The sequence below is a fragment of the Pseudomonas allokribbensis genome, from assembly GCF_014863605.1.
GTDB lineage: Bacteria > Pseudomonadota > Gammaproteobacteria > Pseudomonadales > Pseudomonadaceae > Aquipseudomonas > Aquipseudomonas allokribbensis.
Window position 1 is genome coordinate 4,620,516 of sequence record NZ_CP062252.1, and the last position, 25,742, is coordinate 4,646,257.

At 60.2% G+C, this 25,742-nt stretch carries 28 protein-coding genes; 19 read left to right on the plus strand and 9 right to left on the minus strand.

Annotation, left to right across the window (positions count from 1 at the left end; translation table 11 throughout):
• Nucleotide 1 precedes the first annotated feature (1 nt).
• The 6 genes from atuC to ppnP all read left to right on the plus strand — a co-directional run bounded on the left by atuC (nucleotide 2) and on the right by ppnP (nucleotide 6,603).
• Nucleotides 2–1,618 (plus strand): geranyl-CoA carboxylase subunit beta, encoded by a 1,617-nt coding sequence (gene atuC, locus IF199_RS21015; RefSeq protein ID WP_192558617.1) that lies wholly within the window; start codon nucleotides 2–4, stop codon nucleotides 1,616–1,618.
• A gap of 29 nt (nucleotides 1,619–1,647) precedes the next feature.
• Complete coding sequence (gene atuD / locus IF199_RS21020; RefSeq protein ID WP_085710720.1) at nucleotides 1,648–2,805, plus strand: citronellyl-CoA dehydrogenase; 1,158 nt, start codon at nucleotides 1,648–1,650, stop codon at nucleotides 2,803–2,805.
• Nucleotides 2,802–3,599 (plus strand): enoyl-CoA hydratase/isomerase family protein, encoded by a 798-nt coding sequence (locus IF199_RS21025; RefSeq protein WP_192558618.1) that lies wholly within the window; start codon nucleotides 2,802–2,804, stop codon nucleotides 3,597–3,599. Before atuD ends, IF199_RS21025 begins: the two co-directional genes overlap by 4 nt.
• 64 nt (nucleotides 3,600–3,663) lie before the next feature.
• Nucleotides 3,664–5,625: an acetyl/propionyl/methylcrotonyl-CoA carboxylase subunit alpha gene (locus IF199_RS21030; protein WP_192558619.1), complete on the plus strand. Its 1,962-nt coding sequence runs from the start codon at nucleotides 3,664–3,666 to the stop codon at nucleotides 5,623–5,625.
• Between the two features lie 69 nt (nucleotides 5,626–5,694).
• Entirely contained in the window at nucleotides 5,695–6,237 is a 543-nt protein-coding gene (locus IF199_RS21035) for a 3'-5' exonuclease (RefSeq protein ID WP_192558620.1), read from the plus strand.
• An 81-nt stretch (nucleotides 6,238–6,318) separates the two neighbouring features.
• On the plus strand, nucleotides 6,319–6,603 hold the full coding sequence (gene ppnP, locus IF199_RS21040; protein WP_007940055.1) for a pyrimidine/purine nucleoside phosphorylase: 285 nt from the start codon (nucleotides 6,319–6,321) through the stop codon (nucleotides 6,601–6,603).
• Nucleotides 6,604–6,674: 71 nt separating this feature from the next.
• On the opposite strand, the gene IF199_RS21045 is transcribed toward ppnP, so the two are convergent.
• Nucleotides 6,675–7,481, minus strand: a complete 807-nt coding sequence (locus tag IF199_RS21045; RefSeq protein ID WP_102620430.1) for an MOSC domain-containing protein — start codon at nucleotides 7,479–7,481, stop codon at nucleotides 6,675–6,677.
• 112 nt (nucleotides 7,482–7,593) lie between these two features.
• The gene (locus tag IF199_RS21050) at nucleotides 7,594–8,529 is read right to left on the minus strand and encodes a chemotaxis protein CheV (protein WP_034155209.1); all 936 of its coding nucleotides are present in this window, start codon (nucleotides 8,527–8,529) and stop codon (nucleotides 7,594–7,596) included.
• A 455-nt stretch (nucleotides 8,530–8,984) separates the two neighbouring features.
• On the opposite strand from IF199_RS21050, the gene IF199_RS21055 reads away from it, so the two are divergent.
• The 3 genes from IF199_RS21055 to IF199_RS21065 all read left to right on the plus strand — a co-directional run bounded on the left by IF199_RS21055 (nucleotide 8,985) and on the right by IF199_RS21065 (nucleotide 11,495).
• On the plus strand, nucleotides 8,985–9,455 hold the full coding sequence (locus IF199_RS21055) for a hypothetical protein (RefSeq protein ID WP_096821100.1): 471 nt from the start codon (nucleotides 8,985–8,987) through the stop codon (nucleotides 9,453–9,455).
• Nucleotides 9,456–9,945: 490 nt separating this feature from the next.
• The gene (locus IF199_RS21060; protein WP_096821099.1) at nucleotides 9,946–10,839 is read left to right on the plus strand and encodes a sensor histidine kinase; all 894 of its coding nucleotides are present in this window, start codon (nucleotides 9,946–9,948) and stop codon (nucleotides 10,837–10,839) included.
• A complete protein-coding gene (locus IF199_RS21065; RefSeq protein WP_096821098.1) occupies nucleotides 10,836–11,495 on the plus strand; it encodes a response regulator in 660 nt (219 codons plus the stop codon). The genes IF199_RS21060 and IF199_RS21065 overlap by 4 nt, the downstream gene beginning before the upstream one ends.
• Here IF199_RS21065 and yegS read toward each other — a convergent pair.
• On the minus strand, nucleotides 11,479–12,396 hold the full coding sequence (gene yegS / locus IF199_RS21070; RefSeq protein WP_192558621.1) for a lipid kinase YegS: 918 nt from the start codon (nucleotides 12,394–12,396) through the stop codon (nucleotides 11,479–11,481). The two genes, IF199_RS21065 and yegS, sit on opposite strands and share 17 nt — an antisense overlap.
• A gap of 315 nt (nucleotides 12,397–12,711) precedes the next feature.
• Here yegS and IF199_RS21075 point away from each other — a divergent pair, with 315 nt between their 5' ends.
• A complete protein-coding gene (locus tag IF199_RS21075; protein ID WP_173861321.1) occupies nucleotides 12,712–13,020 on the plus strand; it encodes a hypothetical protein in 309 nt (102 codons plus the stop codon).
• A 41-nt stretch (nucleotides 13,021–13,061) separates the two neighbouring features.
• Here the strand turns inward: IF199_RS21075 and IF199_RS21080 are convergent, their stop codons facing one another.
• Nucleotides 13,062–14,288 carry a molybdopterin molybdotransferase MoeA gene (locus tag IF199_RS21080; RefSeq protein WP_192558622.1) on the minus strand — a complete coding sequence of 409 codons (1,227 nt, stop codon included), beginning with the start codon at nucleotides 14,286–14,288 and terminating at the stop codon, nucleotides 13,062–13,064.
• A complete protein-coding gene (gene moaB / locus IF199_RS21085) occupies nucleotides 14,272–14,811 on the minus strand; it encodes a molybdenum cofactor biosynthesis protein B (protein WP_096821094.1) in 540 nt (179 codons plus the stop codon). The genes IF199_RS21080 and moaB overlap by 17 nt, the downstream gene beginning before the upstream one ends.
• 81 nt (nucleotides 14,812–14,892) lie before the next feature.
• Between moaB and mobA the strand changes: the two genes are divergently transcribed.
• Nucleotides 14,893–15,495 (plus strand): molybdenum cofactor guanylyltransferase MobA, encoded by a 603-nt coding sequence (gene mobA, locus IF199_RS21090; RefSeq protein WP_192558623.1) that lies wholly within the window; start codon nucleotides 14,893–14,895, stop codon nucleotides 15,493–15,495.
• Between the two features lie 78 nt (nucleotides 15,496–15,573).
• Nucleotides 15,574–15,795 (plus strand): YgdI/YgdR family lipoprotein, encoded by a 222-nt coding sequence (locus IF199_RS21095; protein ID WP_085710733.1) that lies wholly within the window; start codon nucleotides 15,574–15,576, stop codon nucleotides 15,793–15,795.
• Between the two features lie 74 nt (nucleotides 15,796–15,869).
• Here the strand turns inward: IF199_RS21095 and IF199_RS21100 are convergent, their stop codons facing one another.
• The 3 genes from IF199_RS21100 to IF199_RS21110 form a co-directional block, all read right to left on the minus strand.
• The gene (locus tag IF199_RS21100; RefSeq protein WP_192558624.1) at nucleotides 15,870–16,763 is read right to left on the minus strand and encodes a pseudouridine synthase; all 894 of its coding nucleotides are present in this window, start codon (nucleotides 16,761–16,763) and stop codon (nucleotides 15,870–15,872) included.
• 69 nt (nucleotides 16,764–16,832) lie between these two features.
• On the minus strand, nucleotides 16,833–17,150 hold the full coding sequence (locus tag IF199_RS21105; protein ID WP_192558625.1) for a transcriptional regulator: 318 nt from the start codon (nucleotides 17,148–17,150) through the stop codon (nucleotides 16,833–16,835).
• A 172-nt stretch (nucleotides 17,151–17,322) separates the two neighbouring features.
• Nucleotides 17,323–17,559: a glutaredoxin family protein gene (locus IF199_RS21110; protein ID WP_007955734.1), complete on the minus strand. Its 237-nt coding sequence runs from the start codon at nucleotides 17,557–17,559 to the stop codon at nucleotides 17,323–17,325.
• Between the two features lie 202 nt (nucleotides 17,560–17,761).
• Between IF199_RS21110 and IF199_RS21115 the strand changes: the two genes are divergently transcribed.
• Entirely contained in the window at nucleotides 17,762–19,474 is a 1,713-nt protein-coding gene (locus IF199_RS21115) for a cation:proton antiporter (RefSeq protein WP_192560991.1), read from the plus strand.
• Here IF199_RS21115 and IF199_RS21120 read toward each other — a convergent pair.
• Nucleotides 19,471–20,679 carry an ammonium transporter gene (locus tag IF199_RS21120; RefSeq protein ID WP_192558626.1) on the minus strand — a complete coding sequence of 403 codons (1,209 nt, stop codon included), beginning with the start codon at nucleotides 20,677–20,679 and terminating at the stop codon, nucleotides 19,471–19,473. The genes IF199_RS21115 and IF199_RS21120 overlap by 4 nt on opposite strands.
• Nucleotides 20,680–20,995: 316 nt before the next feature.
• Between IF199_RS21120 and IF199_RS21125 the strand changes: the two genes are divergently transcribed.
• The 6 genes from IF199_RS21125 (at nucleotide 20,996) to IF199_RS21150 (ending at nucleotide 25,740) form a co-directional block, all read left to right on the plus strand.
• Nucleotides 20,996–21,310, plus strand: coding sequence for an ElaB/YgaM/YqjD family protein (locus IF199_RS21125; RefSeq protein WP_085710739.1), 315 nt, complete (start codon nucleotides 20,996–20,998; stop codon nucleotides 21,308–21,310).
• 2 nt (nucleotides 21,311–21,312) lie between these two features.
• Nucleotides 21,313–21,699: a phage holin family protein gene (locus tag IF199_RS21130; protein ID WP_096821090.1), complete on the plus strand. Its 387-nt coding sequence runs from the start codon at nucleotides 21,313–21,315 to the stop codon at nucleotides 21,697–21,699.
• Entirely contained in the window at nucleotides 21,696–22,034 is a 339-nt protein-coding gene (locus IF199_RS21135) for a hypothetical protein (protein WP_096821089.1), read from the plus strand. Before IF199_RS21130 ends, IF199_RS21135 begins: the two co-directional genes overlap by 4 nt.
• A gap of 124 nt (nucleotides 22,035–22,158) precedes the next feature.
• Entirely contained in the window at nucleotides 22,159–23,322 is a 1,164-nt protein-coding gene (locus tag IF199_RS21140) for an EAL domain-containing protein (RefSeq protein ID WP_096821088.1), read from the plus strand.
• 68 nt (nucleotides 23,323–23,390) lie between these two features.
• Nucleotides 23,391–24,719 carry a deoxyguanosinetriphosphate triphosphohydrolase gene (locus IF199_RS21145; RefSeq protein ID WP_096821087.1) on the plus strand — a complete coding sequence of 443 codons (1,329 nt, stop codon included), beginning with the start codon at nucleotides 23,391–23,393 and terminating at the stop codon, nucleotides 24,717–24,719.
• A gap of 394 nt (nucleotides 24,720–25,113) precedes the next feature.
• Entirely contained in the window at nucleotides 25,114–25,740 is a 627-nt protein-coding gene (locus tag IF199_RS21150; RefSeq protein ID WP_096821086.1) for a response regulator transcription factor, read from the plus strand.
• Nucleotides 25,741–25,742 lie beyond the last annotated feature (2 nt).

Here is a 25,742-nt window from a genome sequence, read left to right on the forward strand (position 1 = left end):
CATGCCGCAGATCCAGTCCCAGCTTGACCCGCACAGCGAAGCCTTTGCGCGCAACCGCACCGCCATGCTCGCGGCCATCGAGCAAGTCCAGCAGCTCGAACAGAACCTGCTGAACAAGGCCGCCGAAGCCAAACCGAAATTCGACAAGCGCGGACAACTGCTGCCCCGCGAACGCCTGAACCTGCTGCTCGACCCGGGAGCCCCCTTCCTCGAACTGGCGAGCCTGGCCGGCTACAAACTGCACGACGACAAGGACGGCAGCTCGGCCGGTGGCGGCTTGATTGCGGGCATTGGCTACGTTTCCGGCGTGCGGGCGCTGGTGGTGGCGAACAACAGCGCGATCAAGGGCGGGACGATTTCCCCGTCGGGTCTGAAAAAATCCCTGCGCCTGCAACAGATCGCCCAGGAAAACAAACTGCCGGTGATCACCCTCGCCGAAAGCGGTGGCGCCAACCTCAATTATGCGGCGGAGATTTTCGTCGAAGGCGCGCGCAGTTTTGCCAATCAGGCGCGGATGTCGGCCATGGGGCTGCCGCAGATCACCGTGGTGCACGGCTCGGCCACGGCCGGAGGTGCGTATCAGCCGGGGCTGTCGGATTACGTGGTGGTGGTGCGCGGCAAGGCCAAGCTGTTTCTCGCCGGTCCCCCTTTGCTCAAGGCGGCGACCGGCGAAGTGGCCACCGACGAAGAACTGGGCGGCGCAGAGATGCACGCGCAAGTCGCCGGAACCGCCGAATATTTGGCCGAGAACGATGCCGACGGCGTGCGTCAGGTGCGGGAAATCATCAGCCTGTTGAACTGGAACGAGCAGCTTCCGTGGCTGCCCGAACCGCAATTCAAAGAGCCGTTGTATCCCATCGACGAACTGCTGGGCCTGATCCCGGACGATCCGAAAAAGCCCTACGACGTGCGTGAAATCATTGCGCGGATCGCCGATGAATCGCGTTTCATGGAGTTCAAGGGCGAGTTCGATCAGCAGACCGTTTGCGGCCACCTGAAAATTCAGGGCCGCGCCTGTGGCTTCATCGGCAACAACGGCCCGATCACACCCAATGGCGCGAGCAAGGCGGCGCAGTTCATTCAGCTGTGCGACCAGAGTCAGACACCCCTGCTGTTTTTCCACAACACCACCGGGTTCATGGTCGGCACCGAATCGGAACAGCACGGCGTGATCAAGCACGGCTCGAAACTGATCCAGGCCGTGGCCAATGCACGGGTGCCGAAACTGACCATCGTGGTCGGCGGCTCCTATGGCGCGGGCAACTATGCGATGTGCGGGCGCGGGCTCGATCCGCGCTTCATCTTCGCCTGGCCCAACAGCCGCACTGCGGTGATGGGTGGCGCCCAGGCCGGCAAGGTGCTGCGGATCGTCACCGAAGCCAAGCAGTTGAAAGACGGTCTGGTGCCCGACCCGAAGATGCTCGACATGCTGGAACAGGTCACCGCGCAGAAACTCGACAGCCAGTCCACCGCCCTCTACGGCAGCGCCAACCTGTGGGACGACGGGCTGATCGATCCACGCGACACCCGCACCCTGCTCGGTTACCTGCTGGACATCTGCCACGAAGCCGACATCCGCACGCTGGCCCCCAACAGCTTCGGCGTCAGCCGGTTCTGATTGCCACGGACTCAAGGAGAACAATAAAAATGATCTTCACCCCGGAACACGAAGCCCTGCGCCGCACCGTCCGCCAATTCGTCGAGCACGAGATCAACCCGCACGTCGATGAATGGGAAAAGGCCGGGCGCTTTCCGATCCACGAGATTTTCCGCAAGGCCGGCGACCTCGGCCTGTTGGGGATTTCCAAGCCGGAAAAATTCGGCGGCATGGGCCTGGATTACAGCTATTCGATCGTCGCCGCCGAAGAGTTCGGCACCATCCATTGCGGCGGCATTCCGATGTCGATCGGCGTGCAAACCGACATGTGCACCCCGGCCCTCGCCCGCTTCGGCTCCGATGAATTGCGCGACGAATTCCTGCGCCCGGCCATTACCGGCGAGCAAGTCGGCTGCATCGGCGTCTCGGAAGTCGGCGCCGGCTCCGATGTCGCCGGGCTCAAGACCACCGCGCGCAAGGACGGCGACGACTACGTGATCAACGGCAGCAAGATGTGGATCACCAACTCGCCGAGCGCCGACTTCATCTGCCTGCTGGCCAACACTTCGGACGACAAACCGCACGTCAACAAGTCGCTGATCATGGTGCCGATGAACACGCCGGGCATCAGCCTCAGTTCGCATCTGGACAAGCTCGGCATGCGCAGCTCGGAAACCGCCCAGGTGTTTTTCGACAACGTGCGCGTGCCCCAGCGCAATCGCATCGGCCATGAAGGCGCCGGGTTCATGATGCAGATGCTGCAGTTCCAGGAGGAACGCCTGTTCGGTGCGGCCAACATGATCAAGGGCCTGGAATACTGCGTCGACAGCACCATCGAGTATTGCAAGGAGCGCAAGACCTTCGGCAATGCGCTGATCGACAATCAGGTGATCCACTTCCGTCTCGCCGAATTGCAGACCGAAATCGAATGCCTGCGGGCACTGGTCTATCAAGCCACCGAGCAATATGTGAAGGGCCAGGACGTCACCCGACTGGCCTCGATGGCCAAGCTCAAGGCCGGGCGTCTCGGTCGCGAAGTCAGCGACAGCTGCCTGCAATATTGGGGCGGCATGGGCTTCATGTGGGACAACCCGGTGGCCCGCGCCTACCGCGACGTGCGGCTGGTGTCGATTGGCGGCGGCGCCGACGAAATCATGCTGGGGATCATCTGCAAACTGATGGGCATCCTGCCGGGGAAAAAGAAATGAGCACCCTGCCCGATTGCCAGACGCTGTTGCTGGAGCCGCATAACGGCGTGCTGCACATCACCCTCAATCGCCCGGAAAGCCGCAACGCCATGAGCCTGCAAATGGTCGCCGAACTGCGCGCAGTGCTGGCCGCCGTGCGCGATGACCGCAGCGTTCGCGCGCTGGTGCTCAGCGGCGCCGGCGGGCATTTCTGTGCCGGTGGCGACATCAAGGACATGGCCAACGCCCGCGCTCAGGGCAGCGATGCCTATCGCGAGTTGAACCGCACTTTCGGGTCGTTGCTGGAAGAAGCGCAGCACACGCCGCAAGTGCTGATCACCGTGTTGCAGGGCGCGGTGCTCGGGGGCGGTTTCGGACTGGCGTGCGTAAGCGATATCGCGATGGCCGATCATCAGGCGCAATTCGGTCTGCCGGAAACCAGCCTCGGCCTGTTGCCGGCGCAGATCGCACCGTTTGTGGTGCAGCGCATCGGCCTCACTGAAGCCCGCCGCCTGGCCCTGACCGCCGCGCGTTTTGACGGCCATCAGGCGCGGCGCCTGGGGCTGGTGCATTTTGTCGAGCAGGATCCCCAGGCACTGGCCGAACGGCTGGATGAAGTGCTGCAACATGTCCTGTGCTGCGCCCCCGAAGCGAATGCGGCTACCAAGAAATTACTGCTGGCCAGCACCGGCCAACCGTCGAGCGAATTGCTGGATGAAGCGGCGCAGTGGTTCAGCGAAGCCGTGACCGGTGCCGAAGGTATCGAAGGCACGATGGCGTTTGTGCAAAAACGCAAACCCGGATGGAGCACCTGACCTTGTGGGAGCGAGCTCGCGATAAGGCCCTCCAATCCACCGCCAACATTCAGGAAAAACCACCATGCCCGCCCTCCACAAAATCCTGATCGCCAACCGCGGTGAAATCGCCTGCCGCATCCAGCGCACTGCCCAGGCCCTCGGCTATCGCACCGTCGCGGTGTTCAGCGACGCCGACGCCGATGCGCTGCATGTCCAAATGGCGGACGAGGCCGTGAACATCGGCCCGGCGCCAGTGCAACAGTCCTACCTGAACATCCCGGCCATCCTCGACGCCGCCCGGCGCAGCGGTGCCGACGCGATCCATCCCGGTTATGGCTTCCTTTCGGAAAACGCAGGGTTCGCCCGAGCCTGCGAACAGGCCGGCCTGACCTTCATTGGTCCCAGCGTCGAAGCCATCGAACTGATGGGCAGCAAACGCCAGTCGAAAATTGCCATGCTCGCTGCCGGGGTGCCGTGCATCGCCGGCTATCAAGGCGCCGAGCAGGACGACGCGACCCTTACGCGCGAAGCCGAACGCATCGGTTATCCGCTGATGATCAAGGCCAGCGCCGGCGGTGGCGGACGCGGCATGCGCCTGGTGCATCACGCCGAGGAGCTGGCGGCGCAATTACGCACCGCCCGCTCCGAAGCCTTGAACGGTTTCGGCAGCGACGAACTGATCCTCGAACAGGCGTTGATCGAACCGCGCCACGTCGAAGTGCAGTTGTTCGGCGATCACCACGGCAACCTGATCTACCTCGGCGAGCGCGATTGTTCGATCCAGCGTCGCCATCAGAAAGTCATCGAAGAAGCACCGTGCCCGGTAATGACCGAAGAACTGCGTCAGGCGATGGGCGAAGCGGCGCTCAAGGCCGGACGTGCGGTGAACTATGTGGGCGCCGGCACCGTGGAGTTTCTCCTCGACGCCCGAGGCCAGTTCTACTTTCTGGAAATGAACACCCGGCTGCAGGTCGAGCATCCGGTAACCGAGTTGATCACGGGGCTGGACCTGGTGGCGTGGCAACTTTTGGTTGCCGAGGGCCAGCCGCTGCCGCTGACGCAAGCACAAGTCAAACTCGATGGCCACGCCATGGAGGTGCGCCTCTACGCCGAGGATCCGGCCCAGGGATTTCTGCCGCAGACCGACCGTGTCGAAGCCTGGGAACCGGCACTGAATCGGGGTGCGCGGATTGATCATGGGCTGATCGAAGGTCAGTCGATCTCACCGTTCTACGACCCGATGCTCGGCAAACTGATCGCCCACGGCGCGACCCGCGAAGAGGCCCGGCGCAAACTGTTGTGCGCGGTGCAGGACAGCGTGTTGCTCGGCGTGCAGAGCAATCAGCGACTGCTCGCCAGTCTGTTGCAGCATCCGCAGTTCATCAGCGGCGAATTCAGCACCGGGTTTATCCCGCAACACTTCGCCGACCATCCATGCCTGCACCCGCATACACCGAGTGCGGAAGAACTCGCAGTCGCGGCGTTGCTGTTTTATCAATCCTGCGCCGGGGCGCATCGTTCACCCTTGGCCGGTTGGCGCAACAATGCCGGGGCACCATTGCACTATCGGCTGGGTCTCGACGACCAGGCGTGGAGCGTGCAGTTGCTCGCCGCCCCGGACGGCATCGTTCGGGTTCAGGTGGCTGAACGTGCCTTCGAACTGAAGCTCATCGAATACAACGAACGCTCGATAACCCTCGAAATCGAAGGCCTGCGCCGGCGCCACGCCTATCGGCTGCACGACGACCAGCTCTGGCTGTTCACCCATCCCGGCAGCCTGCGTCTGGTGGATCGAACTCATGCCGTGATCGACAGTCAGACCAGCGTCAGCACCGGCACCTTGAAAGCCCCGATGGATGGCGCAATCATCGACGTGCTTGTCAGCGAAGGCAGTCCGGTCAGCAAAGGCCAACTGCTGGTGGTGTTGGAAGCGATGAAAATGGAGCACCCGCTCAAGGCCGGCATCGATGGCGTGCTCAAGCGGGTGCAGGTCAAGGTCGGCGATCAGGTCAAAAATCGTCAGGTTCTGTTGCAGGTCGAGTAGTCGCCGCGCGCATCCGCAAGGTTTGACTACGCTCTGAATAATCAGGACGCGGAAATCAGGAACCCTGCGATGCCCCATTGGCTGGTCATTGATCTGGAAGCCACCACCGATGAAGGTGGCTGGCCGGTTACGGAAATGGAGATCATCGAGATTGGCGCCACCCTGGTGGACCGTGCCGGTCGCGAGCAGGATCACTTTCAACGCTTCGTCAAACCGATGCGTCGGCCACTGCTGACGCCGTTCTGTCGTGAGCTCACGCATATCACTCAGGCCAACATCGACGCGGCGCAACCGCTGACCGACGTCTGGCCGGCGTTCGAGCGCTGGCTCGGTCAGCACCAGACACGCCTTGAAGGCTGGGCCAGCTGGGGCGATTACGACCGCAAGCAATTGCTTCAGGAATGGCAGCGCCTGCAACTCGACAGCGCCCTTAGCCGCGTGCCGCACATGAACCTCAAACAACGCTTTGCCAAGGCCCGACGCCTCGAACGGCCTCTGGGACTCAATGGCGCCCTGCAACTGGCGGGCATGCAGTTCACCGGTCAGCAGCATCGAGCACTGGAAGATGCGCGTAATACCGCCCGATTATTACCGCTGGTGCTGCCGCTCTAGCGCAGGTGACGGCGCCCTGAGCCTTGTGCATACTGGCCGACCTTTTTGACCCTTTTAAGCCCTTTTCGAGAGGAATCGCCCATGTTTAAAGTCAACGAGTACTTCGACGGCACCGTCAAGTCGATCGCCTTTGGCACAGCTGAAGGTCCTGCGACCATCGGCGTCATGGCCCCGGGCGAATACGAATTCGGCACCAGCCAGCGTGAAATCATGCACGTGGTGTCCGGCGCACTGACCGTCAAACTGCCGGACAGCAGTGACTGGGAAACCTTCGCTGCAGGCAGCCAGTTCAACGTGCCAGCCAACAGCAAGTTCCAGCTGAAAGTGGCCGTCGACACCGCTTACCTGTGCGAATACCGCGGCTGAAACCACGGTTTCCTGCGGCAATAAAAAATGCCCGTGTCCTTGGACACGGGCATTTTTCGTTTCTGGGCAGATTACTCGAGGATTTCCACCGGCATGCCGACTTCGAGTCGACCGTTGCTGTCATTGACCAGGTTCTGACCGAACATCGCACCGTCGGCCTGGGCGCGGGTCTTCTGCAGAGTCGCCAGCGGTTCGCGGTCTGTGCTGCGCTCACCGGTTTTCGGGTCGATGGTGGTGAGAATGCACCGCGAGCAGGACTTGACCACGCGAAACTCGACATCACCGATGCGGATGCGCTTCCAGCCATCCTCGGCATACGCCTCGCTGCCTTCGATCACCAGATTCGGCCGGAACCGCAGCATTTCCAGCGGACGCCCGACTTCCTGCGACAGATGTTGCAGCGACGCCTCGCCAATCAGCAGCAGCGGGAAACCGTCGGCGAACGCCACCTGGTCGTCATCGTTGCCGTACCCGGCCGCAGTCGTACGGGCGCGATCCAGCGGCACTTGCACCAATCGCGTCGGTTTGCCGATGAATTCGCTGACCCAGCGGGCCGCTTCTTCGCCGGCATCCGGCACGCGCAGGGTGTCGCGCCAGATGGTCACGCCGCGCAGTTCGGCTTCGTTGCCGGGCAACGCGATATCAATCGCCGAATGCCCCGGCGCATCGAGGGTCAGGCCACCGTCGGCATTCCACAGCGCCGACAACTGGCTCATCTTCGCTTCGGCACGTTGAGTCAGGAAACGCCCGCTGGCCTCGTCCACCAGCATCCAGCGTCGATCGCCCTCAAGCCCCAGTTTGTCCAGGCCGATCCCTTGCAGAACCTCGCCCTTGCCGGATTTCAACGGGTAACGATAAAGCGCGCTCAGACGCAGCATGGCCAGCTCCCTGATGGGTGAAAAACGCCACCCTATACGAGCTGGGTCGCCGAATCAAAGGCCAGAGATTGAGGAAGCGAACTTGCTCGCTTCCACTGCAACCGCTTAGTGATCAGGCCGGTACTTCGTCGAGCATCAGGCGCTGGCGCACCACGTCGACCAGTTTGTCCGGCTGGAACTTGGAGAGGAAGTTGTCGCAGCCGACCTTCTTCACCATCGAGTCGTTGAAGCTGCCGGACAGCGAGGTGTGCAGCACCACGTACAGGCCACGCAGACGCGGGTCGTTGCGGATTTCGGTGGTCAGGCGATAGCCGTCCATTTCCGGCATTTCCGCGTCGGTGAAGATCATCAGCAACTTGTCGGTCATGTTGACCCCAGTGTCGGCCCAGGCCTTGAGCATGTTCAGGGCCTTCAGACCGTCGCTGGCGATGTGCATCTTCACGCCCAACTGGCCGAGGGTGTCGCGCAACTGCGACAGTGCAACATTGGAGTCGTCCACCAGCAGCACTTCGCGGCCACGGGCGCGCTCCAGGACCGGATCGTCGAGTTTGTCGCGGGAGACCTTGGCGTTGTACGGCACGATTTCGGCGAGGACTTTCTCGACGTCGATGATTTCCACCAATTGATCGTCGACCTTGCTGATGGCGGTCAGGTAATGCTGGCGGCCGGCGCTGGTCGGCGGTGGCAGGATGGCTTCCCAGTTCATGTTGACGATGCGATCCACACCACCGACGAGGAAGGCCTGCACCGAGCGGTTGTATTCAGTGACGATGATCGTGCTGTTGGGGCCCGGCACCAGCGGACGCATGCCGATCGCCTGGGACAGGTCGATTACCGGCAGGGTCTGGCCGCGCAGGTTGACCACACCGCAGACAAACGGGTGACGCTGAGGCATCAGGGTCAGCTTCGGCAGTTGCAGGACTTCCTGAACCTTGAACACGTTGATCGCGAACAATTGGCGCCCGGCCAGCCGGAACATGAGAATTTCCAGGCGATTCTCACCCACCAGTTGCGTGCGTTGGTCTACCGTATCGAGAATGCCGGCCATCAATGACTCCTGGGCTTGTTCTGGTGAATTCACTAAAGGGGGTTATCGGCTGATTCCGGCCAATCTTGATCCCCATACAAATCACCTACAAAATGCCATGAGAAGGCATTGATGTCACATTAACATCATGCTTTACTGGCCCCGTGATTTCATCTGCTACATTCTCTGCGGCGCGACCTCGGTTTGCACGGTAGGTTCCCGTGTCTAAGGGATTCCCCTAGTAACAATCAGGCCCAACCTGATGTTCGCAATATCCAATAGCCATTAATGTGACGCCATTCTCATTGCATGAACGGAGTCAGGCTTTTGTGTGCGATCGCAGGTCAGTGGAACCCCATCCTCTCGAAACCCCCGGCACAAGCCTCCTCGGCACTGCAGGGCGCGATCTCACGACGGTTCATGATCGTCGACACACACGACATTCGCTCATCAGACATGACGTTGTGGAGATAAGCATGCCGAACGACCGTAAAGAGTGGGCGCAGCGCTTCCCCGAATTTCTTGTCGAGGCTGAAACGCTCCTGGCCAAGTCCGAAGAGTGCCTGAGTCATTTGCAACTGATCAGCAATGACAAGGACGCCATCGACTGCATGCTCAGCACCCTGCTCAAACTGGCGAACAAGGCCGATGCCCTTGCATTGGTGGCCGTGTCCGAGTTCTGTCTGCACCTGCATGGCCTGCTCACTCAGACGCAGGATCATGTCGACCTGCATGCCCAGGCGCTCGACGCCCTGAAAGATTGCTTCACCTTGATGGCCTGGCAACTTGAACTGGTCGACCAGAGCACCGGCCAGTTGAGCCTGGACGAAAGCGAGCAGACGTCCCTCATCGAAGCGTTCGCCTTCCAGGTGGGTCAGAGCCAGTTTCAACCGCCGCTCAGTGCCAAACCCTTGTCTCTCGTGTCTTATTCGGAGCGGCAAGCGTAATCGAGTGCACGCCGGGCCCATTGCAGCCCGTTAGTTCGAGCCATCGAATGTCGCAATTGAATAACTCATGCCTGCCAGCGACATCCTCAAATAAATAATTACGCGTCAACATGCAGACTGCCCAGCGCTGAAGTCAGGGTTTACCTGTGTATGAAAAATGAAAACTTCAGGTTTCATCGATAATTATCGATTCCAATAATTCAACTTTTTCCATTATGGAACTCGCGTCCAACATGGTGTATTTCCTGACTCTTTGGACATATAGGGCGAACGCGACCAACGGTATGTTAAGTGGTATTATGCCGCGCGTTAGTTGCTTTCACTTAATGGCACAGTGACTTCAATGATCGGTCTGCTCCGAAGTTGACAGTCAATTATCGATCACTGAACCGTATTGAAACCAACAACCTGAACCACAGATTTTCAGACAGAGACCGCCAGCCACTCTGACCGGTCTGCCCGCAGCGAACATCCATTGGCTCCATCCGCTATGTACGCCAGCCTCAAGTCAATCGCCACATGGCCACCCTCCCGAGAAAACGCGCGCAGGTTCACGCTCACGCTTTGCATTGGCGCGGCAGTGGGCAGTCTGCTGACTTATGGTTTGTCCGCGCCGCTGTCGTTTGGCCTGCTGCTGATCAATCTGGCAGCCGCCGCTTGCGTCTTTACCCAGCATCGCCTGTCGCGCAAATCGATCAAGTTCCAGCCTCAGGAACTGGCCGACCGATTACTCGAAGTCCAGGAAAACGAACGTCACCGTCTCAGTCGTGAACTGCACGATGATATTGGTCAGTTGCTGACCGCCGCCAAACTGCAAAGCGAATGGCTCAAGCGACGGCTGCCGGACGACTTGCAGGAACAGTGTTCGGCACTCTGCGACACCCTTGAGGAAACCCTCAACAAAGTTCGCGATGTTTCGGCCATTCTCAATCCACGGCAACTGACCAGCCTGGGGCTGGAAGCCAGTTTGCGCGCACATCTGCTCAAGACACTGACCAACACCTCGGTGCACTGGAGCCTGGACTGTCAGCAGCGTTTGAACGGCATCCCCGAGGAAATGGCAGTCGCCGCCTTCCGCATCACCCAGGAAGCCGTGACCAACATCCTGCGTCATGCGCAGGCCAAGAACCTGCTGATCCGCGTGCAACGTCTTCCCCAAGGCTTGACCCTGCTGATCAGCGATGACGGTCTGGGCTTTGCCCCGGCCGCCAATCCGGGTCGTGAAGGACAACGAGGCATGGCCGGGATGGCCGAACGGATCGAGCAACTGGGCGGCACCCTGAGCGTGACGAGCGAACCGGGCAAAGGCACTCAAATCGAAGCACTATTCCCCTGGGCGCCCCGTGCACTCGAGCGGGCCAGTACGAATAAGGTTATGCGTTGACTTGTAACTTACTTCTGGTGGATGACCACTCGCTGATCAGAGCCGGCGTGCGCGCTCTGGTGCTGGATATTCCCGGTTATGCGGTAATCGGCGAGGCCAATGACGGCTCGCAGTTGCTTGAGATGGTCGAGCAACTGAACCCCGATATCGTCTTGCTGGATATCTCCATGAAAGAAACCGGCGGCCTCGAAGCGTTGCAACGGCTCCGACGGGTTCGTCCGCACAGCAAAGTGCTGATCCTCTCGATGCACACCGATCCTGCACTGATCATGCAGGCACTGGAATCCGGCGCTCACGGTTACTTGCTCAAGGACACCACGGCGACCGAGCTCGAACACGCGCTGGAAGCCCTGCGCAACAACGAGCGCTACCTGAGCCCGGCCATCGCCCACACGGTGATCAATCAGGCACTGACCCGCAATCAGAAGCTGCAACCGGAAGTCGCCGACTCACATAACCTGACAGCGCGCCAGCTGGAAATCCTGCGCCTGATCGTGCGCGGCAAGTCCACCCGCGAGATCGCCAATGGTCTGGGCCTGAGCATCAAGACCGTGGAAACCCACCGCTCGCAGATCATGAAACGCCTGCAGATCTACGATGTGGCCGGGCTGGTGCTGTTTGCCGTGCGGGAACAGATCATCAGTCTGGACGACTGAAGCACCGCGCCCTGCCCAACAGCGGCGAGTTCTCCGGCAAATGCACACGCAATGCCGCCGGACGCGCCGCAAAGCGCAAACTGTCTCCCTCCAGGGGCTCGCCATCAAGATTGATGCAGAGCCCTTCGGCCACCTTGATTTCGACCCACGGCAAACGCGTGCGCACAAACATGTTGTCGATGCCGAACCCGTCGCTGAGCAGGGTTTTCAGCGTGCCAACCAGCTCCTGAGGTGCCGGCAGGATACTGATATCCAGCAGGCCGTCATCGGCCAGTGCCTCTGGGCACAATACATGCCCTCCACCCGCCTGGCGGCCATTGCCGATACCCAGCGCGAGCAGCTCACCGCGCCAATGGAAATCCGGCCCCTGCAATTCGCCATAGGCGGCGTGCAACTCACTGAATCGCGACAGGCCCGTAAACAGATAGGCCGCGCCCCCCAGCACCTTTTTCAGATCTTCCGAGGTATTGGCGGTGACCTGACTGCCAAAGCCGCCCGTGGCCATGTTCAGGAATATCTGCCCGCCCACCTCCCCCAGATCAATGTCACAGGCAGGCGCATCAAGCAACTCGAGTGCCTCATCCGGTTCCAGAGGAACACCGGCCGCGCGGGAAAAGTCGTTGGCGGTTCCCAGTGGCAACAACACCAGACCGGCCTTGCCCGGGTGAGCCGCCAGGGCCTCGGCGATATCACGCAAGGTACCATCGCCACCGCCAGCAATGATTTGCCCGAATCCGGCAGCCAGCGCTTCTTCGACCAGACGCTGGGCATCGCCGGCTTCCCAGGTCAGGCGCACAGCCAATTCCCAGCCCTGTCCGCGTTTGCGTTCAACAGCGGCGCGAACCGCTTCGTTGAGTGCCTGCTTGCCATGCAGAATCAACAATGCCCTGCGTTCACTCATTTTGGTCACTCCCGGAATTGAATCGGTTCGGGACATCTTGACCCTCACGGCACGCAAAAGAGCCGCCGCAATCCCAAGTATTTCCAGCGCCCCCCTTTCACGCGTCCTACAAGGCGGTATTTTTTCGTACGGAATGTAAGGAATCGGCTCAATTGACCCGTCCTGGCCATTGGTACACCGTGTGTCGGTGGCAACAATCTTCAACCCGATAACACAAGGATGTGCAGGTAATGAGTCAATACATCATCAGGACTTTCGATCATTCGAGTAGCCGTTTCTGCCGGCAGAAACTCATGGCAGCAGGCGGGAATTTCCATGCACAGCCATGAAGCAAGAATGCCATTGGGCCCGGTTGCTCCCCTCTCCGACAGTCGTGCCAGTCAAAGGGCCGAATTCAACAGCTGTGCCAAAAACACTGGAGAAACCGTTATGGAACCTCGTGTCACCGAGCTGGAAACCCACCTCAAATACATCCGCCGTGACATGGACGAAGTAAGAGGAGACGTCAAAGCCATCAAGCACCGTCTCGCCTACTCCGCAGGTGCCACAGCGGTGGTTCTTGGATTGTTGGGCTGGGTTGCCAATAGTCGCTTCGATCAGCTCGTTGCACTGATCAGCCGCTGACGGACTGAAATGCAGGCCCACACGAGCCTGCATTTCAATGATCAGCCGAGAAGTTCACTCAGGGGAATGAAAGGCACCATATCTCCCTGGGTCAGGGTGCGCCCCTCCTGCACCTCCACCAATCCATCAGCCCAGGCGGCGCTACGCAGAACGCCCGAGCTCTGGTTTCGGTAGATCGTTGCCTGTCCCTGTTCCAGGCGCCCCCGCAGGAATTCACGCCGATTGCCGGCCTGGGGCCAGACGAATCCAGCCGGGACTGGAAACTTGAGTGGCTCGACATCCTGCACACCCTGACGACGCAGCAGATAGGGCTTGGTCAACAAGGCAAACGTCACCAGGGTCGACGCCGGGTTGCCGGGCAGGCCGATGACCGGAACACCACGGAAATGACCAACAGTCAAAGGCTTCCCGGGCTTGATCGCCAGCTTCCACAGTGTCAGCTCACCCTCTTCCCTCAGCGCAACACCGAGAAAATCCGCTTCACCAACCGATACGCCACCGGTCGACAGTATCAGGTCGGCCTCTTTGAGCTCTCCAAGACGTGCGCGGGTGGTGGGCAAGTCATCCGGAAGAATCCCGGCATCCAGCACTTCACAGCCCAAACGCTGCAGCCAGCTGCACAGCACCACCCGGTTGCTGTTGTAAATCTGTCCCGGGCCCAGTGCCGTTCCCGGTTCGACCAACTCATCGCCGGTGGACAGCACTGCCACGCGGATCTTGCGGACCACGTCAAGACCGGCGCAGCCCAAAGACGCGGCCAGCCCTTGCTCGATCGGACCGAGCCGGGTTCCCGCGGACAGGATCAACTCGCCCACGGTGGTTTCCTGCCCCTGCGGGCGGATGTTCTGTCCGGACACCATGGTCTCGATGAACCGCACTCGTTCGTCGGCCTCGATCACCGCGTTTTCCTGCATCTCGACGCAATCGGCGCCCGGCGGAACGGGTGCGCCCGTAAAGATACGGGCGCAAGTGCCCGGTTCCAGCGGTTCAGGCGCCTGACCGGCAAAAATCTTCTGGCTGACCGGCATTGGCTCACCGGCCCAGTCAGCCAGGTTCAAGGCATAACCGTCCATGGCACTGTTGGGCCATGGCGGCAGATCCAGTGTCGAAACCAGATCCTGCGCCAACACGCGCCCCTCGACCTGCGCCAGTGGCAGATATTCGGATTCGACAATCCGCGAGGCGTCAGCCATTTCCAGCAGACGCGCCAGGGCCACCTCAACCGGCATCAGGCTGCCGGTCTTGCCAGGCTTACCCGCGGGATTCACAGGGAGCCGCCTGTTTCAGATGAGGGACGAAATTGCATGGACGGTGCCGCGAATCCAGTTGTTCAGCCAGGATGCCATCCCAACCGGTACGTACCGCGTTGGTCGAACCCGGCAGACAGCAGACCAGCGTACCGTTGGCCAACCCTGCCAGGGCACGGGACTGCACAGTGGAGGTGCCGATGTCGGCAACCGAGATCTGGCGGAACAGCTCACCAAAACCATCGACTTGCTTGTCCAGCAGGCACCCAACGGCTTCGGGTGTACTGTCGCGCCCGGTGAAGCCAGTGCCCCCGGTGATCAGCACCACTTGCACGACGTCTTCGGCAATCCAGTGGGCGACTTGCGCACGGATTTTGTACAGGTCATCTTTGAGCAATACCCGCTCCGCCAGGTTGTGACCGGCTGCGGTCAAACGGTCGACGAAGACCTGGCCGGAGGTATCGGTTTCCAGAGTGCGGGTGTCGCTGACCGTCAGTACCGCGATATTGAGCGGTGCGAAAGGTACATCAGCCTTGGCTTTCATAGGCTCATCCAGTTGTAGGAGAAACAGCCCGGTGTTATATCACAGCGCCTCATTTTTTCGCCGAACCTGCGGAGAGTTGCCATGACTTCCAATACCCGATTGCCGCCCTGTTCCGTCCTGTTGCTGGCCGGTGGACGAGGCCAGCGCATGGGCGGTCAGGACAAGGGGCTGATCGAATGGCACGGGGAACCACTGATCGCTCATTTGCAGCGCAAGGTTCGTCCGCTGACCGACGACCTGATCATTTCCTGCAACCGCAATCGCGAACGCTATGCACCCTTTGCCGATCAATTGGTCTCGGATGACGAGGAAGATTTTCCCGGACCATTGGCCGGTATTCGTGCAGGTTTGCGAGCCGCCCGCCATACGCATCTGCTGGTGTTGCCATGCGACGTACCGCGAATCGACCTTCCCTTGTTGCAGAGCATGCGCGAGGCCGCCAGCCTGCACCCTGAAAATCCTCTGATGCTGCGTCACGACGAGCACTGGGAACCGCTGCTTTGCGTGATTCCCGTGGTGCTTCTGCCCGCATTCGAAGAGGCCTGGCACGAGGGAGAGCGCAGCCCAGGCCGGCTCATGCGCAGCCTTGGCGCCCAGGCCCTGATTTGCCCGGACAACGACCCACGGCTGGCCAATCTCAATACCCCGGAACTGTTAAGCTCTCATAACACTGTGTCAGACTGACCGCGTTCAAGGAACTCTCACGCCTTGTATACGTCTACAAGCTCAGTAACCAAAAGAATTCCCTTCGGAGACAAACACATGACTCAACGGACTCTCGCCACTTTCATGCTCGCACTGGGCCTGGCCACCCTCGCCGGTTGCGCTTCGCCAACTGTGATCACCTTGAATGACGGTCGCGAAATCCAGGCCGTCGACTCGCCTAAATACGACAAGGATTCGGGCTTCTACGAATTCGAACAACTGGACGGCAAGCAGACTCGCATCAACAAAGATCAGGTTCGCACCGTTAAAGAGCTGTAAGCGACGCCAGATACAAAAAAGCCCGCATGATGCGGGCTTTTTCGTGGGCGGTAGAAAGTGGATTGCGCTATGGATCACCAGTCCAGCGTGATCCGGCTTTCAAATTCACGCGCCTGACCCGTGACCGGATCGATGAACCGCAAACCCTGCGCCAGAAGCTTGAGCGGTTTGGCGTAATCATCCTCAACGTCCTTCAGCACCTCGGGATAGAACGGATCGTTGCAGATGCTGGCGCCCAGCGACGTCATATGCACCCGCAACTGGTGTTTCTTGCCTGTCACCGGATACAGGCCGTAGCGCCAGAGGTCACCGTTCTTTTCCCGCACTTCCACTGCCGTTTCGGTGTTGCTGACACCTGGGCCTTCCTGCATACGGAAAAACGGCTCGCCATCGACCATGCGGCTCTTGTGCACCAATGGAAAATCCAGCCCCGGCAATGCAGCAGCGATGGCTTCGTAGCGTTTTTCGATTTGCCGTGTCGGGAACAATGACTGATACGCCGAGCGTGTCTGCGGATTGGCCGAAAAAATCACCAACCCGGCGGTGTGCCGGTCAATCCGGTGCAGCGGCACCAGGTGCGGATTGTCCAGTCGGCGAATCAACCGGCGCAGCAGCGTTTGCTCCACGTACTCCCCCGCTGGCGTCACCGGCAGGAAGTGGGGTTTGTCTGCGACGACCAGATGTTCGTCCGCGTAGAGAATCGACTCGACCACCGGAATCGGCTTTTCATCCGGCACTTCGCGAAAGTAATGGATGCGCAGGCCTTCCTTGTACGGCAAGTCCAGCGCAATCGGCTGGCCTTCACCATCCAGCACCCGGCCTCGGGCAATCCGGTCCAGCCATTGATCGCGTCCGATGGCACTGAAGTGATCACACAGACAATCGAACACTGTCCGCCAGTCGCCGGGAGGCAGATAAAGCGTGCTGGCCTGATTCTGTGCGGCGGAAAATGTAGATGTGCTGGACATACGGAGAACTCGAACCCTTAAAGCAGAGCGGCATTATCCAACACAGAGAGCAGCAGACCTAGCGCAGAATCAGGTGGGAATCGATTTGAGGGCCGCCGCCTCAGTGAATTCCTTCAGCCAGCGCAATACATCGACGGCCTCCCAGCGGCCCGGATCGTACAAGGCGTACAACAAGCCCTGATAACCCACCACATCCAGTTGCTTGTGATATCCGGCGCGCTGGAACAACGCCTCGATCTCGGCAAAACAGGTATTGAAATGCAGCTTGTTGAACGGCGTCTTGCCTTCCGTGACCAGACCGTCCAGGCGCAATTCGTGGACGGCTTCGCGCACCACGTCAACCGACATCCGGTTCACGCTGCTTTTCAACTGTTCGACATTGACCACGGTTCATCCCTCTGACGTCCTGGCTGCCCTGCCTGATGCCCCAAAAGGACACAGCACGACGAGCCCACTCAATTACTGTATGAACATACAGTAACCGAATAAACCCGAGAGTGCCAAGGATCGATGACCGTCGCGATGAATGGCCAGGTCGGAACAACGTCGAGGGAAAAGGCTAACGCAGGAATGCCACAACCTGATCGGCGCTGAACGGCCACCCCAGCTCCGCCCCGGTATCGACCCGGCGCAGCACAGGAATCCGCAGGCTGTAGGCCTCGAACCAGGACTCATCGTCAGCAATGTCCACCAGTTCCACCAGCAGGCCATGCTCGACAAACGGCATCAGCTCGGCTTCAGCGACTTCACACAGATGGCACCCCAGGGTGCCGAACAACTGGCATTCAGGAAGCATGCGCGTTCAATCCCAAAATTTGATTGGCCATTTTAGGCCTCACCTGTGAACCCGTCGACCCATCAGAGGCTTCAAGCCCTCGAGCAGGTTTATCCTCGCAAAACCCTGACTCAAATCAGCCCGCACAAATGCGTTTTCCAGCATGCTCCGGTGTTTTTTGCCTCTACGCTTGAAGAGCCTGACCCTGCCGCCGGAGTGTTTTGTGTTTGCCAACCTGTTGATCATTCTTGCCTCGTCCCTGGTGATGATTGCCCTGTTCCGCCGCCTGCGCCTGCCGCCAGTGCTGGGCTACCTGTGCGTCGGACTGATGGTCGGACCGAAGGCGTTCGACTGGATCAACGAGAGTGAACACCTGCCGGACCTTGCCGAGCTGGGTGTGGTGTTTCTGCTGTTTTCGCTGGGGCTGGAATTCTCCCTGTCGAAAATGATTGCCCTGCGCCAGGTGGTTTTCCGTCTGGGCAGCCAGCAGGTGCTGATCAGCACAGCGTTGCTGGGAGGTGTGCTGATGCTGCTGGGCATGCCCCTCACCCCGGCGCTGTTGCTCGGCGCGGGGCTTTCGCTTTCATCCACGGCGATCGTCACCAAGGAACTGGGCAGCCTCGGCGAAATCTTCAGCAGCCACGGCCAGAACGCCGTGGGTGTCCTGTTGTTTCAGGATGTGGTGGCCGTGTTGTTGCTGACGCTGGTACCCGTTTTCGCCGGTAGCAGCGATCAGGCCTGGTATTGGGCATTGCCGCTGACACTGCTCAAGACGGTTGTGCTGTTCATCGGCTTGCTGCTGGCCAGTCGCTGGCTGTTGCCACGTCTGTTTCAGGAGGTGGCGGCCTCGCGTTCGGCCGAGCTGTTCGTGCTGCTGGCGCTGGTGATCGTGTTGCTCACGGCGTGGCTGACTCACCTGCTCGGCCTGTCCCCTGCCCTCGGCGCCTTCCTGGCCGGCATGCTGCTGGGGGAAAGTCATTATCGGCATCAGATCGAAGCCGATATCCGGCCGTTCCGCGACATCCTGCTCGGCCTGTTCTTCGTCAGCATCGGCATGCTGATCGACCTGCAATTGTTTGCCAGCCACAGCCTGCTGATACTCGCCATGACCCTGGGTTTGCTGGTGATCAAGGGTTCAGTGGTGGCGCTGCTGGTGAAATGGCGCGGCAACGACAATGAAACCGCGTGGCGCAGCGGCCTGGCACTGGCTCAGGGCGGCGAGTTCTGTTTTGCCCTGATGGCGCAGATGCAGCAGAACCGGTTGATGCCGGCCGAGCTCGGCGCGCTGCTCCTCGCTGCTACATTCTGCTCGATGCTGCTGACGCCGCTGATGTTGCGTGCAGCACCGCGCATCGCTGCCGCCCTGCATCGCAAACCCAATCAGGAAGCACAGATCGAGCACATCAGCGCCCTCAATGCCGGCCTCGATCAGCATGTGGTGATCTGCGGTTACGGTCGTGTCGGTCAGTCGATCGGACGCTTCATGCGCAATGCCGGGCAACCTTACATCGCCCTGGATAACGATCCGGTCCGTATTCAGGAGGCCGCCACCGTCGAACGCGACGTGCATTACGGCGACTCTGCACGCGGCGACCTGCTGACCGCCGTCGGCTTGCTGCGCGCCAGGCTGCTGGTGATTGCCGTGGATAAAAGCGATGTGGCGTTGCGGGTGCTCAAGGAAGCCCGGCGACTCAACTCGAAGGTGCCGATTCTGGTGCGCACCCGCGATGACAGCCAGTGGGCCGAACTGAAAGCCGCCGGCGCCAGCGAAGTGGTGCCGGAGCTGTTGGAATCAAGCCTGATGCTCGCGTCCCATGCCTTGATTCTGCTCGGTCTGCCGGCACACCAGGTGCAAGAGAAAGTCGATCGGGTGCGCATCGACCGCTATCGCCTGCTGCATGGCTTCTACCCGGGTGCCGAAGATGAAGAGACTTAGTCCTGACTTACCGCGCCAATCTTGTGCAGCGACAGATCAGCGCCGTAATACTCCTGTTCCTGACTCAGGCGCAGACCATGCAGCGCCTTGATCGAACCATAGACGGCGAAGCCACCGATCAGCGCTACCAGCACGCCCAACGCCGTGCCGATCAACTGGCTGATCAGGCTGACGCCACCGAGCCCGCCCAACGCGGTCGAGCCGAAGATCCCGCAGGCAATGCCACCCCACACGCCACACAAGCCGTGCAGCGGCCAGACACCCAGCACGTCGTCGATCCGCCATTTGACCTGCGCCGCCGTGAAGCACCAGACAAACAGGGCACCGGCAATCGCACCGGTCACCAGCGCGCCCACCGGATGCATCAGGTCGGAGCCGGCACACACCGCCACCAGACCGGCCAACGGACCGTTGTGCAGAAAGCCCGGGTCATTGCGCCCGACGATCAACGCCGCCACGGTACCGCCCACCATCGCCATCAACGAATTGACCGCCACCAGACCACTGACACCCTGCAAGGTTTGCGCGCTCATCACGTTGAAGCCGAACCAGCCGACGATCAGGATCCACGAGCCCAGCGCCAGAAACGGAATGCTCGACGGTGCGAACGCCACCAGCCGGCCATCGCGATAGCGGCCATTACGCGGGCCGAGCAACAGCACCGCCGCCAGCGCCAGCCAGCCGCCCATGGCGTGAACCACCACGGAGCCGGCGAAGTCATGAAAGGATGCACCGAACCGCGCCGCCAGCCAGGCTTGCAGACCGAAGTTGCCGTTCCAGATCATGCCCTCGAAAAACGGATAGATGAACGCCACGATCAGCGCCGTCGCGCACAATTGCGGAACGAACCGTGCCCGCTCGGCTATACCCCCGGAAATGATCGCCGGAATCGCTGCCGCAAAGGTCAGCAGGAAGAAAAACTTCACCAGCCCGTAACCATGATCGGCGCTGAGCACCGCCGCCGGTTGCAGGAACGTCACCCCGTACGAAATCCAATAGCCTATAAAGAAATAGGCCAGCGTCGACACCGCGAAGTCGCTGAGGATCTTCGACAAGGCGTTGACCTGATTCTTCTGGCGAACCGTTCCGACCTCCAGAAAGGCGAAACCGGCGTGCATGGCCAACACCATGACCGCACCGATCAGAATGAACAACGTGTTGGAACTATGAACGAGCGTATCCACAGCGCTTTGCAGATTTTCCATGAAGAGGCAGACCCAAGGCTGAAAAAGGCACCAAAGCGGTTCATGCAGACATTTCATGCACCAAGTTGCGACTGCGCAGTCACCGATCCACTGGTCCGGCGAACCGCTTTGGCGCACAAGGTCGATGTCCTGATATGAACCCGTGTCATCCGGGCTATGATTTCCCGGCTTCGCGCCCGGCAACAGCGCACTGCTGTCCGGTGACGCACCACGACACAGCAAAAGATGTACCAGTCATTTGTACTGAACCTTCACGCAAGGCTCATACTCGAAAGTTTCAGAAGCCGTTTCAGACAGCCACTTACGGAGATTCCCCATGGCCAGCACCAAGGCAAAGACTGCTCAAGAAATCCTGATGAACGACTTCCAGACCCTGGTCAGCGACACCGAACGGTTGCTGGAACACACCGCCACGCTGGCCGGTGATCAGGCGGATGAGTTGCGCGAACAGATCCACGAAAGTCTGCTGCGCGCACGGGAAACCCTGAAACTGACCGAAGACACCCTGCGCGAGCGCGGTCAGGCAGCGGTCACCGCCACCGAAGATTATGTCTCGGCCAACCCGTGGCAATCGGTGGGAATCGCGGCGGGCGTGGGCTTTCTGATTGGCCTGCTGGCCACGCGGCGCTGATCATGTCGATCGGTGAATCCGGCCCGACTTCGGGCACCACTTCCTCCACGCGGCGCCTGGGCGCAGCCGTCCTTGGTCTGTTGCACAGTCATGTCGAACTGTTCGGCATCGAACTGCAGGAGCAGAAGGCACGCACCGTCAGCCTGTTGCTGTTTGCAGGCCTGGCGCTGGTGTTTGCATTGCTGTTGCTGGTTGGCCTGTCGACCCTCGTCCTGATCGTGTTCTGGGACACGTATCGTCTCGCCGCGATCATCGGCCTGTGCGTGTTCTACACCCTGGCGGCGATCTTCTGCGCGCTGCGTCTCAAGGCCGCGATCTTCGATGAATCCTCGCCCTTCCACGGCACCCTGGAAGAACTGGCCAACGACCGGGAGCGCCTGCTGCCATGAGCCTGCCTGAACTTCCACAAAACAGCTCGCGCCAGGAAATGCGCAAGGCCCTGATCCGTCTGCGCATGGAAATGCATCGTCAGGAAATCCGTCACGAAGCCGGCCAGGTCCTGCAACCCTTGCAACGCATGCGCGGCATGACGCAAAACCTGCAGGACGGTTTCGGCATCAAGCACGCGCCGTTGTGGGGCGTGGCGGCCGTGACGCTGCTGGGTTTCCTCACCGGCAAAGGTGCCAAGAGTGGAGGCGTCGGCGGTCTGAGTCGGTTGATCCGTCTCGGCACCAGCCTTGCTCCGCTGATCAAACTGGTCATGCAGAACACCAGCAAGCGCTGAGCTGCACATCTGGCTGCATTCTTGCAGTGCTGGCGGGATTGAATCTCTTCATCCGGAGATTCAATCCCGCTCGTCTATCCGGCCGGCAGGATCCCACCCGAACAACAACGACCAAGGAGGCCCCGTGATCGACGGGCAACCGCTCGCCTGCTTTCAGCCTTTCATCGATACCGCCACCGGACGCATCGCAGGCGTCGAAGCGCTGGGCCGTCTGCGCCAGGCGCAAGGGCAACTGACATCGGTCGGGCCGTTGTTCGCCGATCCACGAACGCCAGCCACCGCGTTGCGCCGCCTCGACCGGCAGGTTCGCGACAATGCGCTGAGCCGATTGCACGAAGCGCCACCGGACTGGTTTCTCAGCCTGAACATGTCGCCGCGCTGGATCAGCCGTCTGCGCGCCGATCAGGCGCTGCCGAGCCTCAAACAACTCGCCCGGCATGGCGTCGACCCGCAGCGGATTGTCTTCGAGATCACCGAGCTCGGCGGTAACAGTCAGCGTCTGTCTGAAGTGGTCGCGCGCTATCGCGATGCCGGAGCACGAATCGCCATCGACGACTTCGGCGCTGGTTACTCACAACTTGATCGTGTGCTCGCATTGCAACCGGACATCCTCAAGCTCGACATGCGCCTGTTCCAGGCCGCTGCGCTCGGCGGGCCCAGCAGCGATGTGGTCAAGGCGCTGGCACAGATGGCCGAAAAAACCGGCTGCTGGATCATCGCTGAAGGCGTGGAGACCGAAGCGCAGCTGAATTTCGCGCTGGAGTGCGGCTCGCGTTACGTGCAGGGTTTTCTGTTCGCCCGGGCGCAGGAGGCTTTCTTTGCGACGGATGCGTTCGTCCAGCGCTTCGCTGAACTGCGCCAGGCCTATGTGAAGCAGAAGCTCACTGAGCGCGGCAAGTTGATGTCGATGCGCCAACAGCTCGGCGAGCTGATGACGATCCTGCAGACCTGGGCTCAGGCTCGCGCGCCGCTCAGCGCCTTGCCGCAACTCGATGCCTTTCCGTGGTTGCTGCGGTTTTATCAGTGCGACCGCCAGGGCACGCAACTGACCCCGAATCTGGAATGGCGCCAAAGCGGCTGGGTCGCCGACAACCGCTACCTGGGCCACAACTGGTCGTGGCGCCCCTACTTCTACCACCTGCTGGCCGAAGGCTGGGAAGAACGGCGGCTGACGCTTTCCAACACCTACCGCGATGCCACCAGCAACCAGTATTGCCTGACCGCCGGGCAATTCTTCGACAATGGCGAACGCCTGCTGTTGATCGACATTGACGCTGCCGGACTGTAGTTGCGCTTGCAGACACTCGCTCGAACCGGGAAGCTAGGGCACCAGTCACCCGACGGAGAGAATCAGCCTTGGATTGGCAAACCCTGCTCAACCGCGAACGTCTCGGCAAGCCGCTGCACAGTCCGCAGGAACTCGGCCGCAGCCCGTTCCACAAAGACCATGACCGCATCATTTTCTCTGGCGCCTTCCGCCGCCTCGGCCGCAAGACCCAAGTGCACCCTGTGTCGAGCAACGACCACATCCACACGCGTCTGACCCATTCGCTGGAAGTCAGTTGCGTCGGTCGTTCGCTGGGCATGCGCGTCGGTGAAACCCTGCGCCGCGATCTGCCCGAGTGGTGCGAGCCGAGCGATCTGGGCATGGTCGTTCAGTCCGCCTGCCTGGCCCACGACATCGGTAACCCGCCGTTTGGCCATTCCGGCGAAGACGCCATTCGTCACTGGTTCCAGCAGGCTGCCGGGCGCGGCTGGCTGGATGCGATGAGTGACGCCGAGCGCGGTGATTTCCTGAATTTCGAGGGCAATGCCCAAGGCTTCCGGGTCCTCACGCAACTGGAATATCACCAGTTCGACGGCGGCACCCGGTTGACCTATGCGACCCTCGGCACCTATCTGAAGTACCCGTGGACCGCGCGTCACGCCGACTCCCTCGGCTACAAGAAACACAAGTTCGGTTGTTATCAGAGCGAGTTGCCACTGCTGGAACAGATCGCCCACAAACTGGGCCTGCCGCAACTCGAAGAGCAGCGCTGGGCACGTCATCCGCTGGTGTATCTGATGGAGGCCGCAGATGACATCTGCTATGCGCTGATCGATCTGGAAGATGGCCTGGAGATGGAGCTGCTGGACTACGCCGAGGTCGAGTCGCTGCTGCTGGGCCTGGTCGGCGACGATCTGCCGGAAACCTATCGCCTGCTGGGCCCTCAGGATTCGCGCCGGCGCAAACTGGCGATCCTGCGGGGCAAGGCCATCGAGCACCTGACCAACGCCGCCGCCCGGGCCTTCGTCGAGCAACAGGACGCACTGCTGGCGGGTACGCTGCACGGGGACCTCGTGGAGCACATGCATGGCCCGGCCAAACGTTGCGTCTTGAACGCCAAGGACATCGCCCGCCGAAAGATCTTCCAGGACAAGCGCAAGACGCTGCACGAGATTGGTGCCTACACGACACTGGAAATTCTGCTCAACGCGTTCTGCGGCGCGGCCCTGGAACAGCACAACGGCCGTACGCCGTCGTTCAAGAGCCGCAGAATCCTCGACTTGCTGGGCAACAATGCACCGGATCCGCACGGCCCGTTGCACGCATCGTTCCTGCGCATGATCGACTTCATCGCGGGCATGACTGACAGTTACGCCAGCGACATGGCCCAGGAAATGACAGGCCGCTCCAGCCAATGATGCCTCGTGCTCCGACCGGTCAGGCGCTGATCGGTCGGGCGCACGCATCACACAAGACAGAATTCAGGACAGGGTCTGTTGCAGGTTCCGATTTTTCTTTATATGCATCGCCCAAATATCGAAAAGAATCACTGAAACAAAAAAACCGAAGCCCCTTAATATCCGATAAATATTAAACAGCCAGACCTTTCAATAACGCACGGCGCTCCATTGACGAGACTCAATTAACGCCCCACTCCCTCTACCTACGCCAAAACTAGTTCACGCGTAGTCTCATTCTTCTTTATATGTAGGAATAATCCTAGATTGCCACTGAGGCACTGTCGGTTCATGCGACCGCTCATCCATCTGAGCTAAGGTGCGCCCTTTATTCGCGCTCGCATGGGACTTTATTATGAACTCCGTTTTTATCGTCGATGATCATCCGGTTATCCGTCTTGCCGTTCGAATGCTATTGGAACATGAAGGCTACAAAGTCGTCGGTGAAACCGATAACGGGGTCGATGCCATGCAAATGGTCCGCGAATGCGCGCCTGACCTGATCATCCTCGACATCAGTATTCCGAAGCTTGATGGCCTGGAAGTCCTTGCCCGCTTCAATGCCATGAGTTCGCCGTTCAAGACACTGGTACTGACCGCACAGTGCCCGACACTGTTCGGCATTCGTTGCATGCAATCCGGCGCGTCGGGTTATGTCTGCAAACAGGAAGACCTCAGTGAACTGGTCAGTGCCATCAAGGCTGTTCTATCCGGTTACAACTACTTTCCCAGTCAGGCACTGAACCCGGTTCGCAGCGATGATGTGCGTTACACGGAACTGGAACTATTCAAAGCCGTCAACGACCGGGAATTAATGGTATTGCAACTATTTGCCCAAGGTCGCACAAACAAGGAAATTGCCAAAGGCATGTTCCTCAGCAACAAGACCGTCAGCACTTATAAAAAACGCCTGATGCAGAAACTCAAAGCCAAGTCCCTTGTAGAACTTATCGAAATGGCCAAACGTAACGCACTCGTGTGAGA